Consider the following 19146-nt stretch of genomic DNA (forward strand, 5'->3'; position numbering starts at 1 on the left):
AACCGGTTGCCGTCGCCGCTCCCGTTTGCTGGGCTGACCGGATGGGACACCTGGAGAACGAGGTCCGACCGGCGGCGTACGACCGGATCGGTGTCGGGTACCGGCGGATCAGGCGGCCGGACCCGCGGTTGCACGCGCTGATCGGGGCCGCGCTGCGGGGTGCGCGCACGGTGGTCAACGTCGGGGCGGGGGCGGGGTCGTACGAGCCGGAGGACGCCGAGGTGACGGCCGTCGACCCGTCGGGGGTCATGCTCGACCAGCACCCGGGGCGGCGGAAGGTCAGGGCGTCGGCCTCGCGGCTCCCCTTCGCGGACGGGGCGTTCGACGCGGCGATGGCCGTGCTGACCGTCCACCACTGGCCCGACCTGCGGCAGGGGCTCGCCGAGCTGCGGCGGGTCGCCCGGCGGCAAGTGGTGTTCACCTGGGATCCGGCGCACCGGCCGCAACTGTGGCTGATGGAGGACTACCTGCCGGAGATCCGGCAGCTGGAGGACGGCCGCTTCACCCCGCTCGCCGCGGTGGTGGAGGCCCTGGACGCCCACACCGTGCTGCCGTTCCCCGTCCCGTACGACTTCACCGACGGCTACCAGGCCGCCTACTGGCGGAGGCCCGAGCTCTACCTCGACCCGGTCGTCCGGCAGGCCAGTTCGACCTTCGCGACGCTGCCGCCGGAGGTGGTGGAGCCGGCGATCGGGCGGCTGCGGGCCGACCTCGCCTCGGGGGAGTGGCACCGGCGGTACGCCGACCTGCTCGACCGGGAGAGCGTGGACTACGGGTACCGGCTGGTCATCGCGGGCGAGCGCCCGCAGGGGTAGCGCCCCCGCGCGAGGGGCGGGCCGGTCAGAGGCCGAAGTGGGCGGCGATGCCGTCGAGGACGCAGTCGAGGCCGGTGGTGAACTGCCAGTCGGGGTCGTCCTTGCGGGTGGCCTCGTGGAGGTAGCGCTGGTAGGCGGGGTAGCGGCCGGTGCCCATCAGCCAGGTCATCCGGGGGGCGAGGGCGGCGCGGGTCTGGTCGCCGTCGGTCCAGCCGCGCTCGCGGCGCAGGGCCTCCAGGGTGACCTCGGCGGCGACGGAGCCGTGGACGTAGCCGGTGACGGTGCGGAACACCGCCATGGTGGTGTCGGCGTCCAGGCCGTGTTCGGCCAGGGCGGAGAGCGCGCGCTCGGGGACGGCGAGCTGGTTGGGGCCGAGGGAGAACGGGGTCGCGGCCCGGACGGTCCACGGGTGGGCGAGGTGCATGGCCCGCAGGTGGACGGCCAGGGCGCGCATGGTGTCCCGCCAGCCTTCGGCGGGGGCGTCCAGCGGGAGCCGGCCGTAGACGAAGTCGACCATCAGCTCGATGAGTTCGTCCTTGCCGGTGACGTACCGGTAGGCGGCCATCGGGGCGACGCCGAGTTCCGCCGCGAGTCGGCGCATGGTGACGGCGTCCAGGCCCTCGGCGTCGGCGAGGGCGACCGCGGCCTCGGCGATCCGGTGCGGGGTGAGCGTGGTGCGGGGCGCGGGGGCCGGGCGTTCCAGGCGTTCCCAGAGCGAGACCGGGGGCTTGTCGTCGCCGGCGGTGTCCCCGGCGGGGGCCTGCTGAGCGGGCACGGGGCGGGCTCCTTCCGACTGGGGTGGTTCGCAGCCTAGCAGCTGAAGTGTACGGCGTATCGGCTGTGGACGGCGTACGCGTTGATGTGTACGTTGTATTCGCAGCGATACGCCGTACACATCACCTGTCCCGGAGGGGGACCCCCATGTCCACGGAGCAGAGCCCGAAGGTCGCCGTCCTCGTCGGCAGCACCCGCGCGGGCCGGTTCGGCCCGGTGGTGGCCGACTGGCTGATCCGCCACCTCGACGCACGCGGCGGCACGGCCGTCGACCGGATCGACCTGGTGGAGACCCCGCTGCCGGTCGTCTTCCCGTCCTTCGGCGGCGAACTGCCCCCGGGCGACGCCGAGCTGCTGGCCGCCGTATCGCCCCGGCTGGAGGCGGCCGACGCCTTCGTGATCGTCGTGCCGGAGTACAACCACAGCTTCCCGGCCTCGCTGAAGAACGCCATCGACTGGCACAACCAGCAGTGGCACGGCAAGCCGGTCGCCTTCGTCTCGTACGGCGGCCGCTCCGGCGGCCTCCGCGCCGTCGAGCAACTCCGGGTGGTGATGGCCGAGTTGAACGCCGCGACGATCCGCAACACGGTCAGCTTCCACGGCGCCGCGCAGTGCTTCGACGCCGAGGGCGGGGCGCTCGACCCGGCCGCCGACGCCGCCGCCAAGGCGATGCTGGACCAACTCGACTGGTGGGCACGGGCGTTGCGGGAGGCCCGGCAGGCCCGCCCGTTCGCGGCCTGAGCCCGGGGGAGGGGGAAGGACCGTGGTCGTGGAACCGCCCGAGGCCAGGCCCAAGCCGCCGCTGACCGGCGTGGTCGGGCTGATGCTCGGCATCTTCCTCGCGGCCCTCGACGGGGAGATCATCAGCACCGCACTGCCCACCGTCGTCGGTGACCTCGGCGGGCTGGAGCACCTCTCCTGGGCCCTCACCGCCTACCTGCTGACCTCCGCCGCCACCACCCCGATCTGGGGCCGGCTCGGCGACCTGTACGGGCGCAAGGGCGCGTATCAGTGGTCGGTGGTGGTGTTCCTCGCGGGCTCGGTGCTCTCCGGGCTCGCCCAGTCCATGGCGCAGCTGGTGGTCTTCCGGGGCCTCCAGGGGATCGGCGCGGGCGGGCTGATGGTCGGCGCGCTCTCCGTGATCGGGGTGCTCGTCCCGCCCGGCGACCGGGCCCGGGTGCAGTCCGTGATCGGCGTGCTGATGCCGGTCGCCTTCGTCGGCGGACCGCTGCTCGGCGGCCTGCTCACCGAACGTCTCAGCTGGCGCTGGGCCTTCTACGTCAACCTGCCGATCGGGCTGTTCGCCCTGCTCGCGGTCGGTGTCGGGGTGCGGCTGCGCACCGAGCGGGTGCGCGCGCCGTTCGACTGGACCGGGGTCGTCCTGCTGACCACCGGAATCACCGCGCTCACCCTGGTCGGTACCTGGGGCGGGGTGGCCTACTCCTGGACCTCCCCGCAGCTGCTCGGCGCGGCGGCCGTCGCGGTGGTCGCGGTGGCCTGGTTCGTCCGGACCGAGCTGCGCGCCCCCGGGCCGCTGATCCCGCCCGCGCTGTTCCGCGTCCGCAACTTCACGGTCGCGCAGGTGCTCGCCTTCCTGTCCGGGGCGATCATGCTCGCCCTGATCGGCTACCTGCCGCAGTACTTCCAGTTCGTCCAGGGCGTCTCGCCCACCGTCGGCGGGCTGCTCCTGCTGCCGCTGATGCTCGGCATGATGGCCACCCAGCTGGTGACGGCGCGGCTGATGGGCCGGCCCGGCGGCGAGCGGCGCTACCCGCTGCTCGGCGGGGTGCTGGCCTTCGCCGGGTCCGCCCTGCTCCTGCTCCTCGGCCCCGGTACGCCGGTGGCCCTCGGCTCGGCGCTCACCGCCGTCGCCGGGGTCGGGATCGGCCTGCTGACCCAGAGCACCCTGCTGACCTCGATGGGCACCGTGCCGCCGCAGGACATGGGCGCGGCGATGGGCGTGGTGACGCTGTTGCGGAGCATCGGCGGCTCGCTGGGCATGGCCGTGCTCGGCGCGGTCTACTCGGCGCGGCTCACCGGCTCGCTCGCGGAGCACCTGGGCGCCGAGGACGCCGGCCGCCTCACCGGCGGCGCCCTGACGCCGTCGGCCCTCGCCGGGCTCCCGGGCGGGGTCCGGGACGCCGTCGGGGCCGCGGTCACCGGCGGGGTGCACGGCACGGCCGCGGGAGGCGCGGTGCTGGCCGCGGCGGCCGCGGCGGTCGCCCTCCTGGCCCGCCCGCAGCGGCCGGCGCCGCAGGAGCCGGCGGAGGCCGCCGCCGGGCCCCGGGTGGAGGCAGGGGCCTGAGAGGACCCACGGGGGATCGCGGGGGACCGCGGGGATCGCGGGGGACCGCGAGGGAACGGGGGGACGGGGGACGGGGGGACGGGGGAGACACGGCGGCCCCCGGCGGAGCAGGACTCCGCCGGGGGCCGTCAGGCTGCCGGGATCAGCACTCGATGACGTTCACGGCGAGGCCGCCGCGCGAGGTCTCCTTGTACTTGATCTTCATGTCGGCGCCGGTCTCCTTCATCGTCTTGATCGCCTTGTCCAGCGAGACGTGGTGCCGGCCGTCGCCGCGCAGAGCCATCCGGGCCGCGGTGACGGCCTTGACCGAGGCCATGCCGTTGCGCTCGATGCAGGGGATCTGGACCAGGCCGCCGACCGGGTCGCAGGTGAGGCCGAGGTTGTGCTCGATGCCGATCTCGGCGGCGTTCTCGACCTGCTCGGGGGTGCCGCCGAGGACCTCGGCGAGGCCGCCCGCGGCCATCGAGCAGGCGGAGCCGACCTCGCCCTGGCAGCCGACCTCGGCGCCGGAGATGGAGGCGTTCTCCTTGAAGAGCATGCCGATGGCGCCGGCCGCGAGCAGGAAGCGGACGATGCCGTCGTCGTCGGCGCCCGGGATGAAGTTCAGGTAGTAGTGCAGGACGGCCGGGATGATCCCGGCGGCGCCGTTGGTCGGCGCGGTGACGACCCGGCGGCCGGAGGCGTTCTCCTCGTTGACCGCCATCGCGTAGAGGGTCACCCACTCCATCGCGTTGGCCGGCCCGATGCCCTCGGCGCGCAGGGCACGGGCGCCGGACGCGGCCCGGCGGCGGACCTTCAGCCCGCCCGGCAGGATCCCCTCGCGGGACATGCCGGCCCGCACGCACTCCTGCATCACGGACCAGATCTCCAGCAGACCGGTCCGGATCTCCTCCTCGCTGCGCCAGGCCTTCTCGTTCTCCAGCATCAGGCCGGAGATGGACAGCCCGGTCTCCCGGCTGAGCCGCAGCAGCTCGTCACCGGTGCGGAAGGGGTACTTCAGCGCGGTGTCGTCGGGCTTGACCCGGTCCGCGCCGATCGCGTCCTCGTCCACGACGAAGCCGCCGCCGACCGAGTAGTAGGTCTTCTCCAGCAGGGTCGAGCCGTCCGCCGCGTACGCCCACAGGGTCATCCCGTTGGCGTGGTACGGCAGCGAGCGGCGGCGGTGCAGGACCAGCTGGGTGTCCGGGTCGAAGTCGATGCTGTGCTCGCCGAGCAGGTTGATCCGCTTCTCGGCGAGGATCCGCTCGACGTCCTTGTCGGCCTGGTCGACGTCGACGGTGCGGGGCGAGGCGTTCTCCAGGCCCAGCAGGACGGCCTTCGGGGTGCCGTGGCCGTGGCCGGTGGCGCCGAGCGAGCCGTACAGCTCCGCACGCACGCCCGTCACCCCGTCCAGCAGGCCCTCGGTGCGCAGTCGGCGGGCGAACATCCGGGCGGCGCGCATCGGGCCCACGGTGTGGGAGCTCGACGGGCCGATGCCGATGGAGAAGAGGTCGAAGACGCTGATGGCCACGGGGGACGTCCTTGTCTGGTCTCGTGGAAGGACTTGCGGGCAGGGAGGGGCCGACACGGGACGGGGCACCGCGCGCACTGTCCAGTGTGCGCGGTGCCCCGGGGCGCCAGGAACGCCGGAGGGGTGAGGCCGGTCACCCCGCCCGAACGATCACCGGAGTGATCAGAGGTTCGGGTACAGCGGGTACTTCTCGGCCAGGGCGGCGACCCGGGCCTTCAGCGCGGCGGCGACGGTCTCGTCGAAGGCGGGCTTGAGCGCCTCGGCGATGATGTCGGCGACCTCGCTGAAGTCCTCGGCCTGGAAGCCGCGGGTGGCCAGGGCCGGGGTGCCGATGCGCAGGCCCGAGGTGACCATCGGCGGACGCGGGTCGTTCGGGATCGCGTTGCGGTTGACGGTGATGCCGACCTCGTGGAGGCGGTCCTCGGCCTGCTGGCCGTCGAGCTGGCTGTTGCGCAGGTCGACCAGGACCAGGTGGACGTCGGTGCCGCCGGACAGCACGCTGGCGCCGGCCTCGGCCACGTCGGCCTGGAGCAGGCGCTCGGCGAGGATGCGGGCGCCGTCCAGGGTGCGCTGCTGGCGCTCCTTGAACTCCTCCGAGGCCGCGACCTTGAAGGCGACCGCCTTGCCGGCGATCACGTGCTCCAGCGGGCCGCCCTGCTGGCCGGGGAAGACCGCGGAGTTGATCTTCTTGGCGTACTCGGCCTTGGACAGGATGACGCCGCCGCGCGGGCCGCCCAGGGTCTTGTGGGTGGTGGTGGTGACCACGTCCGCGTAGGGGACCGGGTTCGGGTGCAGCCCGGCGGCCACCAGGCCGGCGAAGTGCGCCATGTCCACCATGAGCAGCGCGCCGACCTCGTCGGCGACCCGCCGGAACGCGGCGAAGTCGAGCTGACGCGGGTAGGCCGACCAGCCGGCGATGATCAGCTTCGGCTGGTGCTCCTTGGCGAGGCGCTCGACCTCGGCCATGTCGACCTGGCCGGTCTTCTCGTCCACGTGGTACGCGGCCACGTTGTAGAGCTTGCCGGAGAAGTTGATCTTCATGCCGTGGGTCAGGTGACCGCCGTGGGCCAGGCTCAGGCCCAGGATGGTGTCGCCCGGCTGGATCAGCGCGAACATCGCGGCGGCGTTGGCCTGCGCGCCCGAGTGCGGCTGGACGTTGGCGTGCTCGGCGCCGAACAGGGCCTTGATGCGGTCGATCGCGATCTGCTCGACCACGTCGACGTGCTCGCAGCCGCCGTAGTAGCGGCGGCCGGGGTAGCCCTCCGCGTACTTGTTGGTGAGCACCGAGCCCTGGGCCTCCATGACCGCCACCGGGGCGAAGTTCTCGGAGGCGATCATCTCCAGGGTGGTCTGCTGGCGGTGCAGCTCGGCGTCGACCGCGGCGGCGATCTCCGGGTCGAGGGCGTGCAGGGACTGGTTGAGAACCGTCATGGTGTGGTCTTCCCGGTGGAGGTGGAAAGGGGGCCGCGGCTGGGGCGGGGCGGCCGCCGCGCGGAGGCCGCCCCGGTCAGGTGTCTCAGCCGCCGATGAAGGCGGTGTACTCGTCCGCGCTGAGCAGGGTGTCGGTGGCCTCGACGCGCACCTTGATCAGCCAGGCGTTCCCGAACGGGTCCGCGTTCACGGACGCCGGGTCGTCGACGACGTCCTGGTTGATCTCGACGACCTCGCCGGTCACGGGGGAGAACAGGTCGCTGACCGACTTGGTGGACTCCAGCTCGCCACAGGTCTCCCCGGCGGTCACGGTGTCGCCGACCGCGGGCAGCTGCACGTAGACGATGTCACCGAGCGCGGTGGCGGCGTGCTCGGTGATGCCGATCGTGGAGACACCGTCCTCGGCGGCCGTCAGCCACTCGTGCTCCTTGGTGTACTGCAGGTGCTGGGGGTTGCTCATGGCGTCATTCTCCAGGATGGGAAGCGGGTACGACGAAGCGGGCCGCCGCGCGGACGGCTGCGACGTGCGTGTATGGGAAAACCGGGGCCCTGCGGAGGCTCGGGGCGTGGGCTCAGCGGGCGCGCTTGTAGAACGGCAGCGCCACGACCTGGACGGGCTCGTGCTTGCCGCGGACGTCCACCGCGACGGTGGTGCCGGGCTCCGCGTGGGCGGCGTCGACGTAGGCCATCGCGATCGGCCGGCCCAGGGTCGGGGACGGCGCGCCGGAGGTGATCCGGCCGATCGGCTCGCCCTCGGTGGAGACCACGGTGTACTCGGCGCGCGGCACCCGCTTGCCGTCGGAGACCAGGCCGACCAGCTTCTTCGGCGGGTTGGTCTCGGCCGCGGCGGCGGCCTGCTCCAGCGCCTTGCGGCCGACGAAGGCGCCCTCGTTGGTGGTCTTGTCGAAGCGCACGACCCGGCCCAGGCCCGCGTCGAACGGGGTCAGGTCGGTGGACAGCTCGTGCCCGTACAGCGGCATGCCGGCCTCCAGGCGCAGCGTGTCGCGGCAGGACAGGCCGCAGGGGATCAGGCCCCGGCCCTCGCCGGCGGCGGTCAGCGCCTGCCAGACCGGCTCGGCGTCGACCGGGTGGCAGAAGATCTCGAAGCCGTCCTCGCCGGTGTAGCCGGTGCGGGCGAGCAGCACGTCGCGGCCGGCCACCTTGGCCGGGAGGATCGCGTAGTACTTCAGCCCGGGCAGGTCGGCGTCGGTGGTCCCGGCCAGGATGCCGGTGGCCTCCGGGCCCTGGACGGCGATCAGCGCGTAGGTGTCGCGGTCGTCGGTGACGACGGCGTCGAAGCCCTTGGCACGGGCGATCAGCTCGTCGAGGACCAGCTGGGCGTTGGAGGCGTTGGCGACGACCAGGAAGGCGTCCTCGCGCAGGCGGTAGACGATCAGGTCGTCCAGGATGCCGCCGTCCTCGGCACAGATCATGGTGTAGCGGGCGCGCAGCTCGCCCAGCGCGGAGACGAAGCCGACCAGCGCGTGGTCCAGCATCTCGCCGGCCTGCGGGCCGGTGACGGTGATCTCGCCCATGTGGGAGAGGTCGAACAGGCCGGCCTTGGTGCGGACGGCGAGGTGCTCCTCGCGCTCGCTGCCGTAGCGCAGCGGCATGTCCCAGCCGGCGAAGTCGGTCATGGTCGCGCCGAGGGCGCGGTGCAGCGCGTCGAGCGCGGTCAGGCGGAGGGACGACATGGCCAGGAACTCCTCGGTCGGGGCACTCAGGGGTGCACGCGCCGGACCGGACCCGAAACGGGGCCGACCCTGCGCGCGGGCATGCGGCGGCGTGGGTCTCCCCATCTGTCGTCGAACCTGAGAGCTTCACCGCCCGCCGCCCGCAGCCGTTTCCAGCTTGGGGGACAGCATGGCGGCTTGCACCGTGGGTGGGCGCACGACAGGGCCGGGCGCCGCTTTCCAGATGTGCCTAACCCGTGCGGTAGGGGTGCCTGAGAGATTCCGGGGAGGACTTGCTCCTTCGGCGCCGGCTGTGCCTGAACGGCACTCCGGGCTCTCCCGCGCGGGTTCGAGCGGCCGGTATGGAGTTGGTGGGGCCCGCGGCGCATGCCGTCGGACGGGCACATCATGGCACGTCCCGGAGCGGGAGGGGAGAGGGGACCCGGTCACATCGGCCGGACCCGAACACGAGTCCTGACCCCACACCCCCCTCGCCTCTAGACTGCTGCGCGTCGGCGCAGCAGAGGGCGGCCGACCGGCAGAGGGCGGAATCGGCGGCGCATGGGGTACCCGGTGGAGCAGCAGCAGGGGTGGGGCGGAGCGGACGAGGCGCCGGCGGGCGGCTCGTGGCCGGCCAACGAGCTGGAGCAGGTGCTGACCGCGGCCCTGGGCGATCCGGGCGCGACGGCACGGGTGATCGAGGTGCTGGCCCGCAGTCAGGTCTGGGTGCCGCTGCCGGCCGGGGCCGACCCGCAGGGGCAGGCGCTGGACCTGCCGACCGTCGAGCTGGGCGGGGACCCGTACGTGCCGGTGTTCTCCTCCCAGGAGGTGTTCCTCCAGCAGGCGCCGGGGATGGCCTTCGCGATCGCCCCGGTGTGGGAGTTCGCCCGCGGACTGCCGCTGGGCGTGGGCATCGCGGTGAACCCGGACGCGGCGGTGGGCATCCCGGTGCCGCCGCAGGGCGTCGCCGAGCTGCGCCGCGGTCCGCGCGAGGACCGCTGGGAGTCGGCCGGGGACGCCTCGGCACCGACCGGCGGGCGGGTGGCGCTGCGCGAGCCGGTGCCGGGCGAGGACCCGGAGCACTTCCTGGCCGCCTGCCGGGGCGAACTGTCGGCACTGCCCGGGGTGCTGACCGCGCGCAGGGCGCTGGCCAGCATCGAGGGCGAGCCGACCGTGATGTTCGTGGGCGTCCAGTTGGACCCGGCGGCCCCGGCCGACCCGGCCGCGGTGAACGACGCGCTCGGCCGAGCGCTGGGAACCGCGCCGCTGCCCGGCGGCGTCCACCTCGTACTGCTCGACCTCGCCGACGACCCGGTGGTCGAGTGGCTGCTCACCCGGGTACTGCCGTTCTATACGCGGGCCTGAGCGGGTCCGGATCAAAGGCACGTCGCCGTGGCGGTGGCCGGTGCCGCGCCATAGGGTGCGTGCAGACGGCCGACGGGCCGGCGGGTTGAGGGAAAGAGGCGCGGCGAGGTGGGCGCATGAGTGCGGGAACGGGAGCGGGCGGTGTGCCGGGGGCCTGGGGCCAGGCACCGGCCGGGCGCCCGGGAGCTGATCCCGGCGCGTTGGAGCGCGCCCTGCGCGATGTCGCGCCGGAGCGCTACGACGCGTACGAGCGGCTGCTGCACGCGCTGGCGGACGGCCAGGTCTGGATGCTGCTGTGGCACGGCACCCCGGGCAGCCCGGACGCGCAGTACGGGAACATGGAGATCAGCGGCCACGGCTACGCGCCCGCCGTCACCTCGTCCGAACAGCTGACCTCCTCCGGCTGGGCCCGGGCCCACGAGGTCATCTCCGGCCGGGAGATCGCGGCCTCGCTGTACCGCACCCGCTGGGGCCTGTGGCTCAATCCGCACGCGCCCGGCGGAGGCGTCGGGGTGCCCTGGGCCGACCTGCGGCGGATCGCTGCCGGCCTGGACCGGCTGCCGGCGGGCCCGTTGAAGCTGAGCGAGCCGCAGTTGAACGCCCAGCCGTTCTTCGCGCTGCTGGAGCGGCAGGCCGTCGAGGTGCGCGCGGTACGGGCGCTGCGCCGGGCCTGGGTGCAGCCCGCGGTGGGCGAGCCGTACCTGGCCATCGGCCTTGACCTGTACGAGAGTTCGCCGCCGGCCGTGGAGGCGGTGCGGGCGCTGATGCAGCGCGCGATCGCGGTGGCCCCGGAGGGGCTCGCGGTGTCCACGGTGGCGATGTCGGACGAGTACGACCCGGTGGCGCTGTGGATGCGCGCCAACGCCCGGCCGTTCTTCGACCGGGAGGCGGGCCGACCGCCGACGGGCCCCTACCCGCCGGTGCCCCCGCCGCCCTACCCCGGCCAGTCGATGCCGGGCTACGCGTACGGAACCCAGCCGCCGGCGCAGGGCTGGCAGCAGCAACCGCAGCGGCCCTGGCCCGGCTACCCCGGGCGCTGATTGCCAAAACTCATTCCCCGAAGCCGACTTGATTGTCCATCAAGTCGGCTTCGATGCTTTCCGGACGAATTTCCTGAAGTGCGACCCGGTCATCTTGACATGGCAGTTACAGCCATGTGAAGAGGTATATGCCAGAGATCGGGGAGGTGCATGCACACAGATCACAGTTGGGCATCTGTCGGTTGGCAGGGCTGGCGCAAGCCAGTTCGGATGGCAGAGAGTTCTGCGCAACGCACCGCGCGTGCTGGAACCCCACAAAGGTGAGCGCGTACGCCGACAGCCCGTCCACGCGACGCCCATCCCGCGTGGTGGCAGTGCCTGTGCACGACGCACTGCCGTCAACACCCGCTCCTCCTAAGCACTTCCGCACGTCCGCAGCCGCACCGCCGAAGCCGGCGACCGGCACCCGTGGGCCGGCCACCGTCGGCGAGGGGACCAACTGACCATGACCGCATCCGTGACCACCGCCGGGAACGAACCGGAGGCACCCGCCGCCGCCAGCCCGGCCAAGAAGATCGAGGGCCGCTCCCTCGGCCAGATCGCCTGGACCCGCTTCAAGCGGGACAAGGCCGCCGTCGCCGGCGGCATCGTGGTGATCCTGCTGATCCTGCTCGCCGTGCTGGCCAAGCCGATCGAGTCGATGTTCGGGCTCGACCCGGACGCCCTCCACCAGGACCTCCTGGACGCCGACCTCGGTGGCCTGCCGTTCGGCGACTGGGGCGGCATGAGCTGGGACCACCCGCTCGGCATCGACCCGCTCCAGGGCCGTGACCTGCTCACCCGCGTCATCGAGGGCTCCTGGGTCTCCCTGCTGGTCGCCTTCGGCGCGACCCTGCTGTCCAACACCATCGGCACCGTGCTCGGCATCATGGCCGGCTACTACGGCGGCTGGGTGGACACCCTGATCAGCCGGGTGATGGACGTCTTCCTGGCGTTCCCGCTGCTGCTCTTCGCCATCGCGATCTCGACCTCGCTGCAGGGCGGGGCGTTCGGCCTGCACGGCCTGCCGCTGCACATGCTGGTGCTGATCTTCGTGATCGGCTTCTTCAACTGGCCCTACATGGGCCGGATCGTGCGCGGCCAGACCCTCTCGCTGCGCGAGCGGGAGTTCGTCCACGCCGCCCGCAGCCTGGGTGCCCGCGGTCCGTTCATCCTGTTCAAGGAACTGCTGCCCAACCTGGTCGGTCCGATCCTGGTCTACTCGACGCTGCTGATCCCGACCAACATCCTCTTCGAGGCGGGGCTGAGCTTCCTCGGCGTCGGCATCCAGCCGCCCCAGGCCTCCTGGGGCGGGATGCTCCAGGACGCGATCCGGTACTACCAGGTGGACCCCCAGTACATGGTGGTCCCCGGCCTGGCGATCTTCGTGACCGTGCTCGCCTTCAACCTGCTCGGCGACGGCCTGCGCGACGCCCTCGATCCCAAGAACAACTGACCACGCGTCACCCGTCAGCAACGCACGATCGACTGACCCCGCGTCAGGACCCTCGACACCTCCTCCACCTCCCCAAGGGGTTGATCTCACCCATGCGCAGGTCCCGTACCGTCGCCCTGACCGCTGCGGCCGCCGCCGCGGTCCTGGTCGTCACCGGCTGCACCAGCTCGTCGAAGGGCGGCTCCTCCTCGTCCTCCTCCGGCGCCGCCGAGGGCGGCTCCGGCGCCAACGCCGCCACCAAGGGCGTCGTCAACGCCTCGGACAAGAAGGGCGGGACGGTGACCTTCGAGATGAAGGGCACCCCGGACTCGCTCGACCCGGGCAACACGTACTACGCGTACATCTACAACTTCTCGCGTCTGTACGCCCGTTCGCTCACCACCTTCAACCCGGCGCCGGGCGACGCGGGCAACAAGCTCGTCCCCGACCTCGCCGAGTCGATGGGCCAGGTCAGCCCGGACGGCCTCACCTGGACGTACAAGCTGCGCAAGGGCCTGAAGTACGACGACGGCAGCGCGATCTCCGCGAAGGACGTCAAGTACGCCATCGAGCGCTCGAACTACGCGCTGGACGTCAACTCCAACGGCCCGGTCTACTTCCGCGAGCACCTGGTGGACAACGCCACGCCGTACGCCGGCCCGTACAAGGACAAGGACGGCGGCCTCGACTCGATCGAGACGCCGGACGACACCACGATCGTCTTCCACCTGAAGCACCCCTTCGCCGACTTCGACTACCTGGTCAGCGCCCCGCAGACCGCGCCCGTCCCGCAGGCCAAGGACACCGGCTCGGACTACGTGAAGAAGATCGTCTCCTCCGGCTCCTACAAGTTCGAGTCCTACGAGGACGGCAAGCAGGCCGTCCTGGTCCCGAACACCAACTGGGACCCGAGCACCGACCCGATCCGCAAGCAGCTCGCGGACAAGATCCTGCTCAGGATGAACATCGACCAGGCCACCATCGACAAGGACCTGCTGGCCGGCAACGCCCAGGTCGACCTGGTGGGCGGCGGCGTCGACCCGCAGACCCAGGCGCAGATCCTCCAGAACCCCAAGCTGAAGGCCAACACCGACAACGCCTACGGCGGCCGCCTGGTCTACATGGCGATCAACTCCAAGATCGCGCCGTTCGACAACATCGAGTGCCGCAAGGCCGTGCAGTACGCGGTCGACAAGGTCTCCGTGCAGACCGCGCTCGGCGGCCCGATCCGCGGCCAGATCGCCAACAGCGTCCTGCCGGCCGACATCCCGGGCCACCAGGACTTCAACCTGTACGAGACCAAGGACAACAAGGGCGACGAGGCCAAGGCCAAGGAAGCCCTGAAGGCCTGCGGCAAGGAGGGCGGCATCAACACCGTCCTGTCGGCCCGCACCGAGCGCGCCACCGAGGTCGCCGCGGCCACCTCGATCCAGGCCGCGCTGAAGAAGGTCGGCATCAACGCCGAGATCCAGCAGTACCCGCAGGGCAAGTACCTCCAGGACGCCGCCGGCTCGCCGCAGTTCGCGGCCGAGCACAACATCGGCCTGATGATGATGCAGTGGGGCGCCGACTGGCCGACCGGCTTCGGCTTCCTCCAGCAGATCGTCGACGGCCGCACCATCAAGCCGTCCGGCAACAACAACCTGGCGCAGCTGGACGACCCCGCGGTCAACAAGCTGATCGACGACTCCGCGATCAACACCGACAAGGCGGCCCGCGAGAAGATCTACGGCGACATCGACAAGAAGGTCATGGAGCAGGCGGTCTACGTGCCGCTGACCTACTTCAAGGTCTTCCTGTACCGGCCGGACAACGCCACCAACATGGTCTCCACGTCGGCGTTCTCGGGTGAGTACGACTACCTGAACATCGGCACCAAGTAAGAGCCTGGCTCCGCATCCCTGAAGGCAGGTGAAGGCAGCGGCGCCCGCCGCCCTCCGGAAGATCCCGGACGGCGGCGGGCCGCCGGAGCCGCCCAACTGTGTTTGCCTACATCATCCGCAGGATCATCGCGGCGGCGATTTTGCTGCTGGTCGTCAGCGCCGTCACCTTCGCGATCTTCTTCCTGCTCCCGCGCCTCGCCGGGGAGACGGCCGACCAACTGGCCGCCCAGTACATCGGGAAGAACCCGTCGCCCGAGGCGATCGCGGCGGTCAAGCAGAACCTCGGCCTCGACCAACCGCTCTACAGCCAGTACGGCAAGTTCCTCAAGGGGCTGGTCAGCGGAGCCGAGTACACGTTCGGCCCGGAACCGGCCACCTGTCACGTGCCCTGCTTCGGCTACTCCTTCAAGAACCACCTCGAGGTCTGGCCCGAGCTGACCAAGCGGATCCCGGTCACCGTCTCGCTGGCCGCCGGCGCGGCCGTGCTCTGGCTGGTCTCCGGCGTCGCCACCGGCGTCGTCTCCGCGCTCAAGCCGCGCTCGATCTTCGACCGGCTCTCCATGGGCGTCGCGCTCGCCGGCGTCTCGCTGCCGGTCTTCTTCACCGGCGCGCTGCTGCTCACGCTGTTCAGCTACGAGTGGCCGATCCTGGACAACCTGCAGTACGTGAACCTCACCGACGACCCGCTGATGTGGGCCCGCAACCTGATCCTGCCGTGGATCTCGCTGGCCTTCCTCTACTCCGCGCTCTACGCCCGGCTCACCCGCGCCGGAATGCTGGAGACCATGAGCGAGGACTACATCCGCACCGCCCGGGCCAAGGGCCTGGTCGAGCGCAAGGTCGTCACCCGGCACGGGCTGCGCGCCGCGCTCACCCCGATCGTCACGATCTTCGGCATGGACCTCGGGCTGCTGCTCGGCGGTGCGCTGATCACCGAGCAGGTCTTCTCGCTCCAGGGCGTCGGCCAGTTCGCCGTCCAGGCGATCTCCGACAACGACCTGCCCAAGATCCTCGGCGTCACCCTGCTGGCCGCCTTCTTCATCGTCGTCTGCAACCTCGTGGTCGACCTCCTGTACGCGCTCGTCGACCCCCGGGTGAGGCTCTCGTGACCGACCTCCAGAAGACCCCGGCGGACGCCGCCCCGACCCCGACCGGCGACCCGTTCCTCTCCGTGCGCGACCTGCGGATCCACTTCGACACCGACGACGGCCTCGTCCGCTCGGTGGACGGGGTCAGCTTCGACCTGCACAAGGGCCGCACCCTCGGCATCGTCGGCGAGTCCGGCTCCGGCAAGTCCGTCACCTCGCTCGGCATCATGGGCCTGCACCGCTCCAAGCGGGCCCGGATCAGCGGCGAGATCCGGCTGAACGGCGAGGACCTGGTCGCGGCCGGCCCGGACCGGGTGCGCCAACTGCGCGGCCGCGAACTGGCGATGATCTTCCAGGACCCGCTGACCGCGATGCACCCCTACTACACGGTGGGGCAGCAGATCGTCGAGGCGTACCGGGTGCACCACCCCCAGGCCACCAAGAAGCAGGCCCGGGCCCGCGCCGTCGAGATGCTCGACCGGGTCGGCATCCCCCAGCCGGACCGCCGGGTGGACGACTACCCGCACCAGTTCTCCGGCGGCATGCGCCAGCGCGCGATGATCGCCATGGCGCTGGTCAACGACCCCTCCCTGCTGATCGCCGACGAGCCCACCACCGCCCTGGACGTCACCGTCCAGGCGCAGATCCTGGACCTCATCCGCGACCTCCAGGAGGAGTTCGGCTCCGCCGTCATCATCATCACCCACGACCTCGGAGTGGTCGCCGAACTGGCCGACGACATCCTGGTCATGTACGGCGGCAAGTGCGTCGAGCGCGGCCCCGCCGAGACCCTCTTCGACGCGCCCGAACACCCCTACACCTGGGGGCTGCTGGGCTCGATGCCGCGGCTGGACCGGGAACTCCAGGACCGGCTGGTGCCGGTCAAGGGCACCCCGCCCAGCCTGATCAACGTGCCGTCCGGCTGCGCGTTCCACCCGCGCTGCCCGTACGCCGACCGGACCGGCGGGCGCTCCACGAGCGAGGTCCCGGTGCTGGCCGAAGCCGCGCCCGGACACTTCGCGGCCTGCCACCTGGCGGCCGACGAGCGGCACCGCGTCTTCGCCGAAGAGATCGCGCCCCGGCTGTGAGCCCGGCCTCGTACCACCTTTCTGGAGAGAACCGATGACGGACACTCAGACGGCGAGCATCCCGTCGCCGGCCCCCGCCCCCGGCCGCGAGCCGCTGCTGAAGGTGGCCGGCCTGACCCGGCACTTCCCGATCCGCGGCGGGCTGCTGCGGCGCCAGACCGGCGCGGTGCGGGCCGTCGACGGCATCGACTTCACGGTCAACGCCGGTGAGACGCTGGGCGTCGTGGGCGAGTCCGGCTGCGGCAAGTCGACCATGGGCCGACTGGTCACCCGGCTCGACGAACCGACCGGCGGGACCATCGAGTTCGAGGGCACCGACATCACCCACCTGGGCGTCGGGGCGATGCGGCCGCTGCGCCGCGACATCCAGATGATCTTCCAGGACCCGTACTCCTCGCTGAACCCCCGGCACACCGTCGGCACCATCGTGGGAGCGCCGTTCAAGCTCCAGGACGCGGTGCCGGCGGGCGGCCTCAAGAAGGCCGTCCAGGACCTGCTGGAGCTCTGCGGCCTCAGCCCCGAGCACTACAACCGCTACCCGCACGAGTTCTCCGGCGGCCAGCGCCAGCGCATCGGCATCGCCCGGGCGCTCGCGCTCAAGCCGAAGATGATCGTCGCGGACGAGCCGGTCTCGGCGCTGGACGTGTCGATCCAGGCGCAGGTGGTCAACCTGCTGGACGACCTCCAGACGGAGCTCGGGCTGACCTACCTGATCATCGCGCACGACCTCTCGGTGGTCCGGCACGTCTCGGACCGGGTCGCGGTGATGTACCTCGGCAAGATCGTCGAGATCGCCGACCGGGACTCGCTCTACCGCAGCCCGATGCACCCGTACACCAACGCGCTGATGTCCGCGGTGCCCGTCCCGGACCCGCGCCGCCGCCAGCGCGCGGGCCGCGAGCGGATCCTGCTCAAGGGCGACGTCCCCTCGCCGATCAACCCGCCCAGCGGCTGCCGCTTCCGCACCCGGTGCTGGAAGGCGCAGGACGTGTGCGCGAGCCAGGAGCCGCCGCTGGTGGCGCTCAAGACCGGGCACCAGGTGGCGTGCCACTTCCCCGAGCTCCGCGAGGGGAACGACCAGCACGGCCCGGAGAACGCTCCGGAGGGCGCTCCCGGGAACGTGACGGAGGGCGCCACGGCCTGAGGCCCCGAACGAGGGAGGCCGCCCGTCCCCGGGATCCGGGGACGGGCGGCCTCTTCGGCGTTCGCGGGTCGCGCGGCTCAGGCGCCGCCGGTCGGCTCCGGTGCCGGCTCCGGCTCGCGCGGGGCCGGGGCGGCCGCGGCGGGCGGCGCGGGGGAGGGCGCCGGGAAGCGGCGGTCCAGCGCCCGGACCACCCGGCGGCCGAGGTTCTGGAACGGGATCTCCACCAGCCGGTACGACAGGTAGGCGAGCACCACGAGCGCCCCGAGGTAGCCGAGGGTGAGCACGGCCTGCCCCCTCAGCCCGACGAGCGGCGGGCGGCTCCTGAGCTGCCAGCCGACGAGGAACATCAGCGGGCCGTGCAGCAGGTACACCGAGAAGCTGATCGTGCCGAGCCCGCTGAGCCAGCGCGGGAAGCGCCGGCGGCGCAGCAGCATGGCGGCCGCGAACAGGGCCCAGGCGGCCAGGTAGGCGAAGGAGAAGGACTGCCAGGACGGCGTCCAGGTGTGCCACAGCGCGGTGTCGCGGTTGTACAGGTAGCCGACCGTGACACCGGTGACGACCACGAAGGCGCAGCAGAGCAGGGCCGGGAGCCGGTCGAGCTGACCGTGCTCCAGCCGGTACAGCACGGTGCCGGCGAACATGGTCGCGAAGATCAGCATGGTCTCGAAGCCGGTGGTCCGGTTGTTCACCGTGATCAGGACCAGGCCCAGGCCGCCCAGCAGCAGCGCGCCCCAACGGGTCAGGTCCGGGCGGGCGGTGGCGATGCAGGCCATCGCCATCAGCACCACGATCCCGCCGGCCACCACCAGGTTCCTGGTGGCCGGGAGGTCCACCGAGATGCCGCCGATCGGCAGCCAGGTGCCGAGCACCAGGGCGGCGGCGGCGAAGCCGACCGTGATCGGCGCGCTGCGCCGGTGCCACCCCTGCACGAAGAGGGCCGACACGAAGTAGTAGAAGACCATCTCGTAGGTGAGCGACCACATCACCCCGAGCGTGCTGGGAACCCCCAGCAGGTCCTGCAGCAGCAGGCCGTTGGCGGCGAACGACAGCGCCGGATGCTCGAAGGTGAAGCCCTGGACGATCTGGTCACCGCGGGGCAGCACCAGCAGGCTCGCCACCACCGCGACGGCCACCGCGGGGTAGATGCGGAAGAACCGCCCCGTCCAGAACGCCCGGACGTCACCGCGCCGTTCCAGCGAGGCCGGGATGATGTAGCCGCTGACCAGGAAGAACAGCATCACGCCGAAGAAACCGAGGTCCAGGTACCGCGGCACCCGGCTCGCGTGCGGGATCTTGTCCATCAGCCCGAAGTGGTGCATGGCGACGGCGAGGGCGGCGATGCCGCGCAGCGCGTCCAGCCAGCCGAGCCGGGCGGCGGAGGGGGAGCGCGGCGGCTTCGACTCCGGCGACTCCGGGTGCGGTGACTCCGGCGGCGGGCCGGCGGGGGCCGGTGTCGGGTCCGGCGTCGACCGGGGCTTCACGAGCTTCACAGGCGGAGGCTAGCGGAATCCGCCCGGCGCCACGGGCAGGGAAGCACGCGTCCGGACTCCGGCGGGGCGTTCGTATCCGGACGGTGGACGTGCACCGGAGCACCAGGCCGCATCGGGTACACATGG

Annotated in this window: 16 protein-coding genes and 1 riboswitch; of the genes, 10 read left to right on the forward strand and 6 right to left on the reverse strand. The window is 71.9% G+C overall.

What is annotated here, in order from left to right; genetic code table 11:
* Positions 1 to 41 precede the first annotated feature (41 nt).
* Complete coding sequence (locus ACWD4P_RS04950; RefSeq protein ID WP_449778579.1) at positions 42 to 815, forward strand: class I SAM-dependent methyltransferase; 774 nt, start codon at positions 42 to 44, stop codon at positions 813 to 815.
* A 25-nt stretch (positions 816 to 840) separates the two neighbouring features.
* On the opposite strand, the gene ACWD4P_RS04955 is transcribed toward ACWD4P_RS04950, so the two are convergent.
* On the reverse strand, positions 841 to 1590 hold the full coding sequence (locus tag ACWD4P_RS04955) for a TetR/AcrR family transcriptional regulator (protein WP_449778580.1): 750 nt from the start codon (positions 1588 to 1590) through the stop codon (positions 841 to 843).
* 146 nt (positions 1591 to 1736) lie between these two features.
* On the opposite strand from ACWD4P_RS04955, the gene ACWD4P_RS04960 reads away from it, so the two are divergent.
* Together ACWD4P_RS04960 and ACWD4P_RS04965 are read left to right on the forward strand one after the other, a co-directional pair.
* Positions 1737 to 2330: an NADPH-dependent FMN reductase gene (locus ACWD4P_RS04960; RefSeq protein ID WP_449778581.1), complete on the forward strand. Its 594-nt coding sequence runs from the start codon at positions 1737 to 1739 to the stop codon at positions 2328 to 2330.
* Between the two features lie 28 nt (positions 2331 to 2358).
* Positions 2359 to 3894, forward strand: a complete 1536-nt coding sequence (locus tag ACWD4P_RS04965; RefSeq protein WP_359821480.1) for an MFS transporter — start codon at positions 2359 to 2361, stop codon at positions 3892 to 3894.
* 142 nt (positions 3895 to 4036) lie between these two features.
* Here the strand turns inward: ACWD4P_RS04965 and ACWD4P_RS04970 are convergent, their stop codons facing one another.
* The 4 genes from ACWD4P_RS04970 to gcvT form a co-directional block, all read right to left on the reverse strand.
* On the reverse strand, positions 4037 to 5404 hold the full coding sequence (locus tag ACWD4P_RS04970; RefSeq protein ID WP_359821482.1) for an L-serine ammonia-lyase: 1368 nt from the start codon (positions 5402 to 5404) through the stop codon (positions 4037 to 4039).
* A 162-nt stretch (positions 5405 to 5566) separates the two neighbouring features.
* Positions 5567 to 6835 carry a serine hydroxymethyltransferase gene (gene glyA, locus ACWD4P_RS04975; RefSeq protein WP_359821485.1) on the reverse strand — a complete coding sequence of 423 codons (1269 nt, stop codon included), beginning with the start codon at positions 6833 to 6835 and terminating at the stop codon, positions 5567 to 5569.
* An 85-nt stretch (positions 6836 to 6920) separates the two neighbouring features.
* Positions 6921 to 7295: a glycine cleavage system protein GcvH gene (gene gcvH, locus ACWD4P_RS04980; RefSeq protein WP_359821487.1), complete on the reverse strand. Its 375-nt coding sequence runs from the start codon at positions 7293 to 7295 to the stop codon at positions 6921 to 6923.
* A gap of 112 nt (positions 7296 to 7407) precedes the next feature.
* Complete coding sequence (gcvT, locus tag ACWD4P_RS04985; RefSeq protein WP_359821490.1) at positions 7408 to 8529, reverse strand: glycine cleavage system aminomethyltransferase GcvT; 1122 nt, start codon at positions 8527 to 8529, stop codon at positions 7408 to 7410.
* Between the two features lie 229 nt (positions 8530 to 8758).
* A riboswitch (glycine riboswitch) is annotated at positions 8759 to 8860 on the reverse strand.
* Positions 8861 to 9069: 209 nt separating this feature from the next.
* Here gcvT and ACWD4P_RS04990 point away from each other — a divergent pair.
* The 7 genes from ACWD4P_RS04990 (at position 9070) to ACWD4P_RS05020 (ending at position 17530) form a co-directional block, all read left to right on the forward strand.
* Positions 9070 to 9873, forward strand: a complete 804-nt coding sequence (locus tag ACWD4P_RS04990) for an enhanced serine sensitivity protein SseB C-terminal domain-containing protein (RefSeq protein ID WP_449778582.1) — start codon at positions 9070 to 9072, stop codon at positions 9871 to 9873.
* A gap of 116 nt (positions 9874 to 9989) precedes the next feature.
* On the forward strand, positions 9990 to 10913 hold the full coding sequence (locus ACWD4P_RS04995; protein WP_359821495.1) for an enhanced serine sensitivity protein SseB C-terminal domain-containing protein: 924 nt from the start codon (positions 9990 to 9992) through the stop codon (positions 10911 to 10913).
* 445 nt (positions 10914 to 11358) lie between these two features.
* The gene (locus ACWD4P_RS05000; protein WP_359821496.1) at positions 11359 to 12348 is read left to right on the forward strand and encodes an ABC transporter permease; all 990 of its coding nucleotides are present in this window, start codon (positions 11359 to 11361) and stop codon (positions 12346 to 12348) included.
* 92 nt (positions 12349 to 12440) lie between these two features.
* A complete protein-coding gene (locus ACWD4P_RS05005; protein ID WP_359821499.1) occupies positions 12441 to 14210 on the forward strand; it encodes an ABC transporter substrate-binding protein in 1770 nt (589 codons plus the stop codon).
* Between the two features lie 98 nt (positions 14211 to 14308).
* A complete protein-coding gene (locus tag ACWD4P_RS05010) occupies positions 14309 to 15319 on the forward strand; it encodes an ABC transporter permease (protein ID WP_359821502.1) in 1011 nt (336 codons plus the stop codon).
* A complete protein-coding gene (locus ACWD4P_RS05015; protein WP_359821505.1) occupies positions 15316 to 16386 on the forward strand; it encodes an ABC transporter ATP-binding protein in 1071 nt (356 codons plus the stop codon). The genes ACWD4P_RS05010 and ACWD4P_RS05015 overlap by 4 nt, the downstream gene beginning before the upstream one ends.
* A 34-nt stretch (positions 16387 to 16420) precedes the next feature.
* Positions 16421 to 17530, forward strand: a complete 1110-nt coding sequence (locus ACWD4P_RS05020) for an ABC transporter ATP-binding protein (protein WP_449778583.1) — start codon at positions 16421 to 16423, stop codon at positions 17528 to 17530.
* Positions 17531 to 17607: 77 nt separating this feature from the next.
* On the opposite strand, the gene ACWD4P_RS05025 is transcribed toward ACWD4P_RS05020, so the two are convergent.
* Positions 17608 to 19020, reverse strand: a complete 1413-nt coding sequence (locus ACWD4P_RS05025; protein WP_449778584.1) for an acyltransferase family protein — start codon at positions 19018 to 19020, stop codon at positions 17608 to 17610.
* Between the last annotated feature and the right edge of the window lie 126 nt (positions 19021 to 19146).

It is taken from the genome of Kitasatospora sp. NPDC002543, from assembly GCF_053594915.1.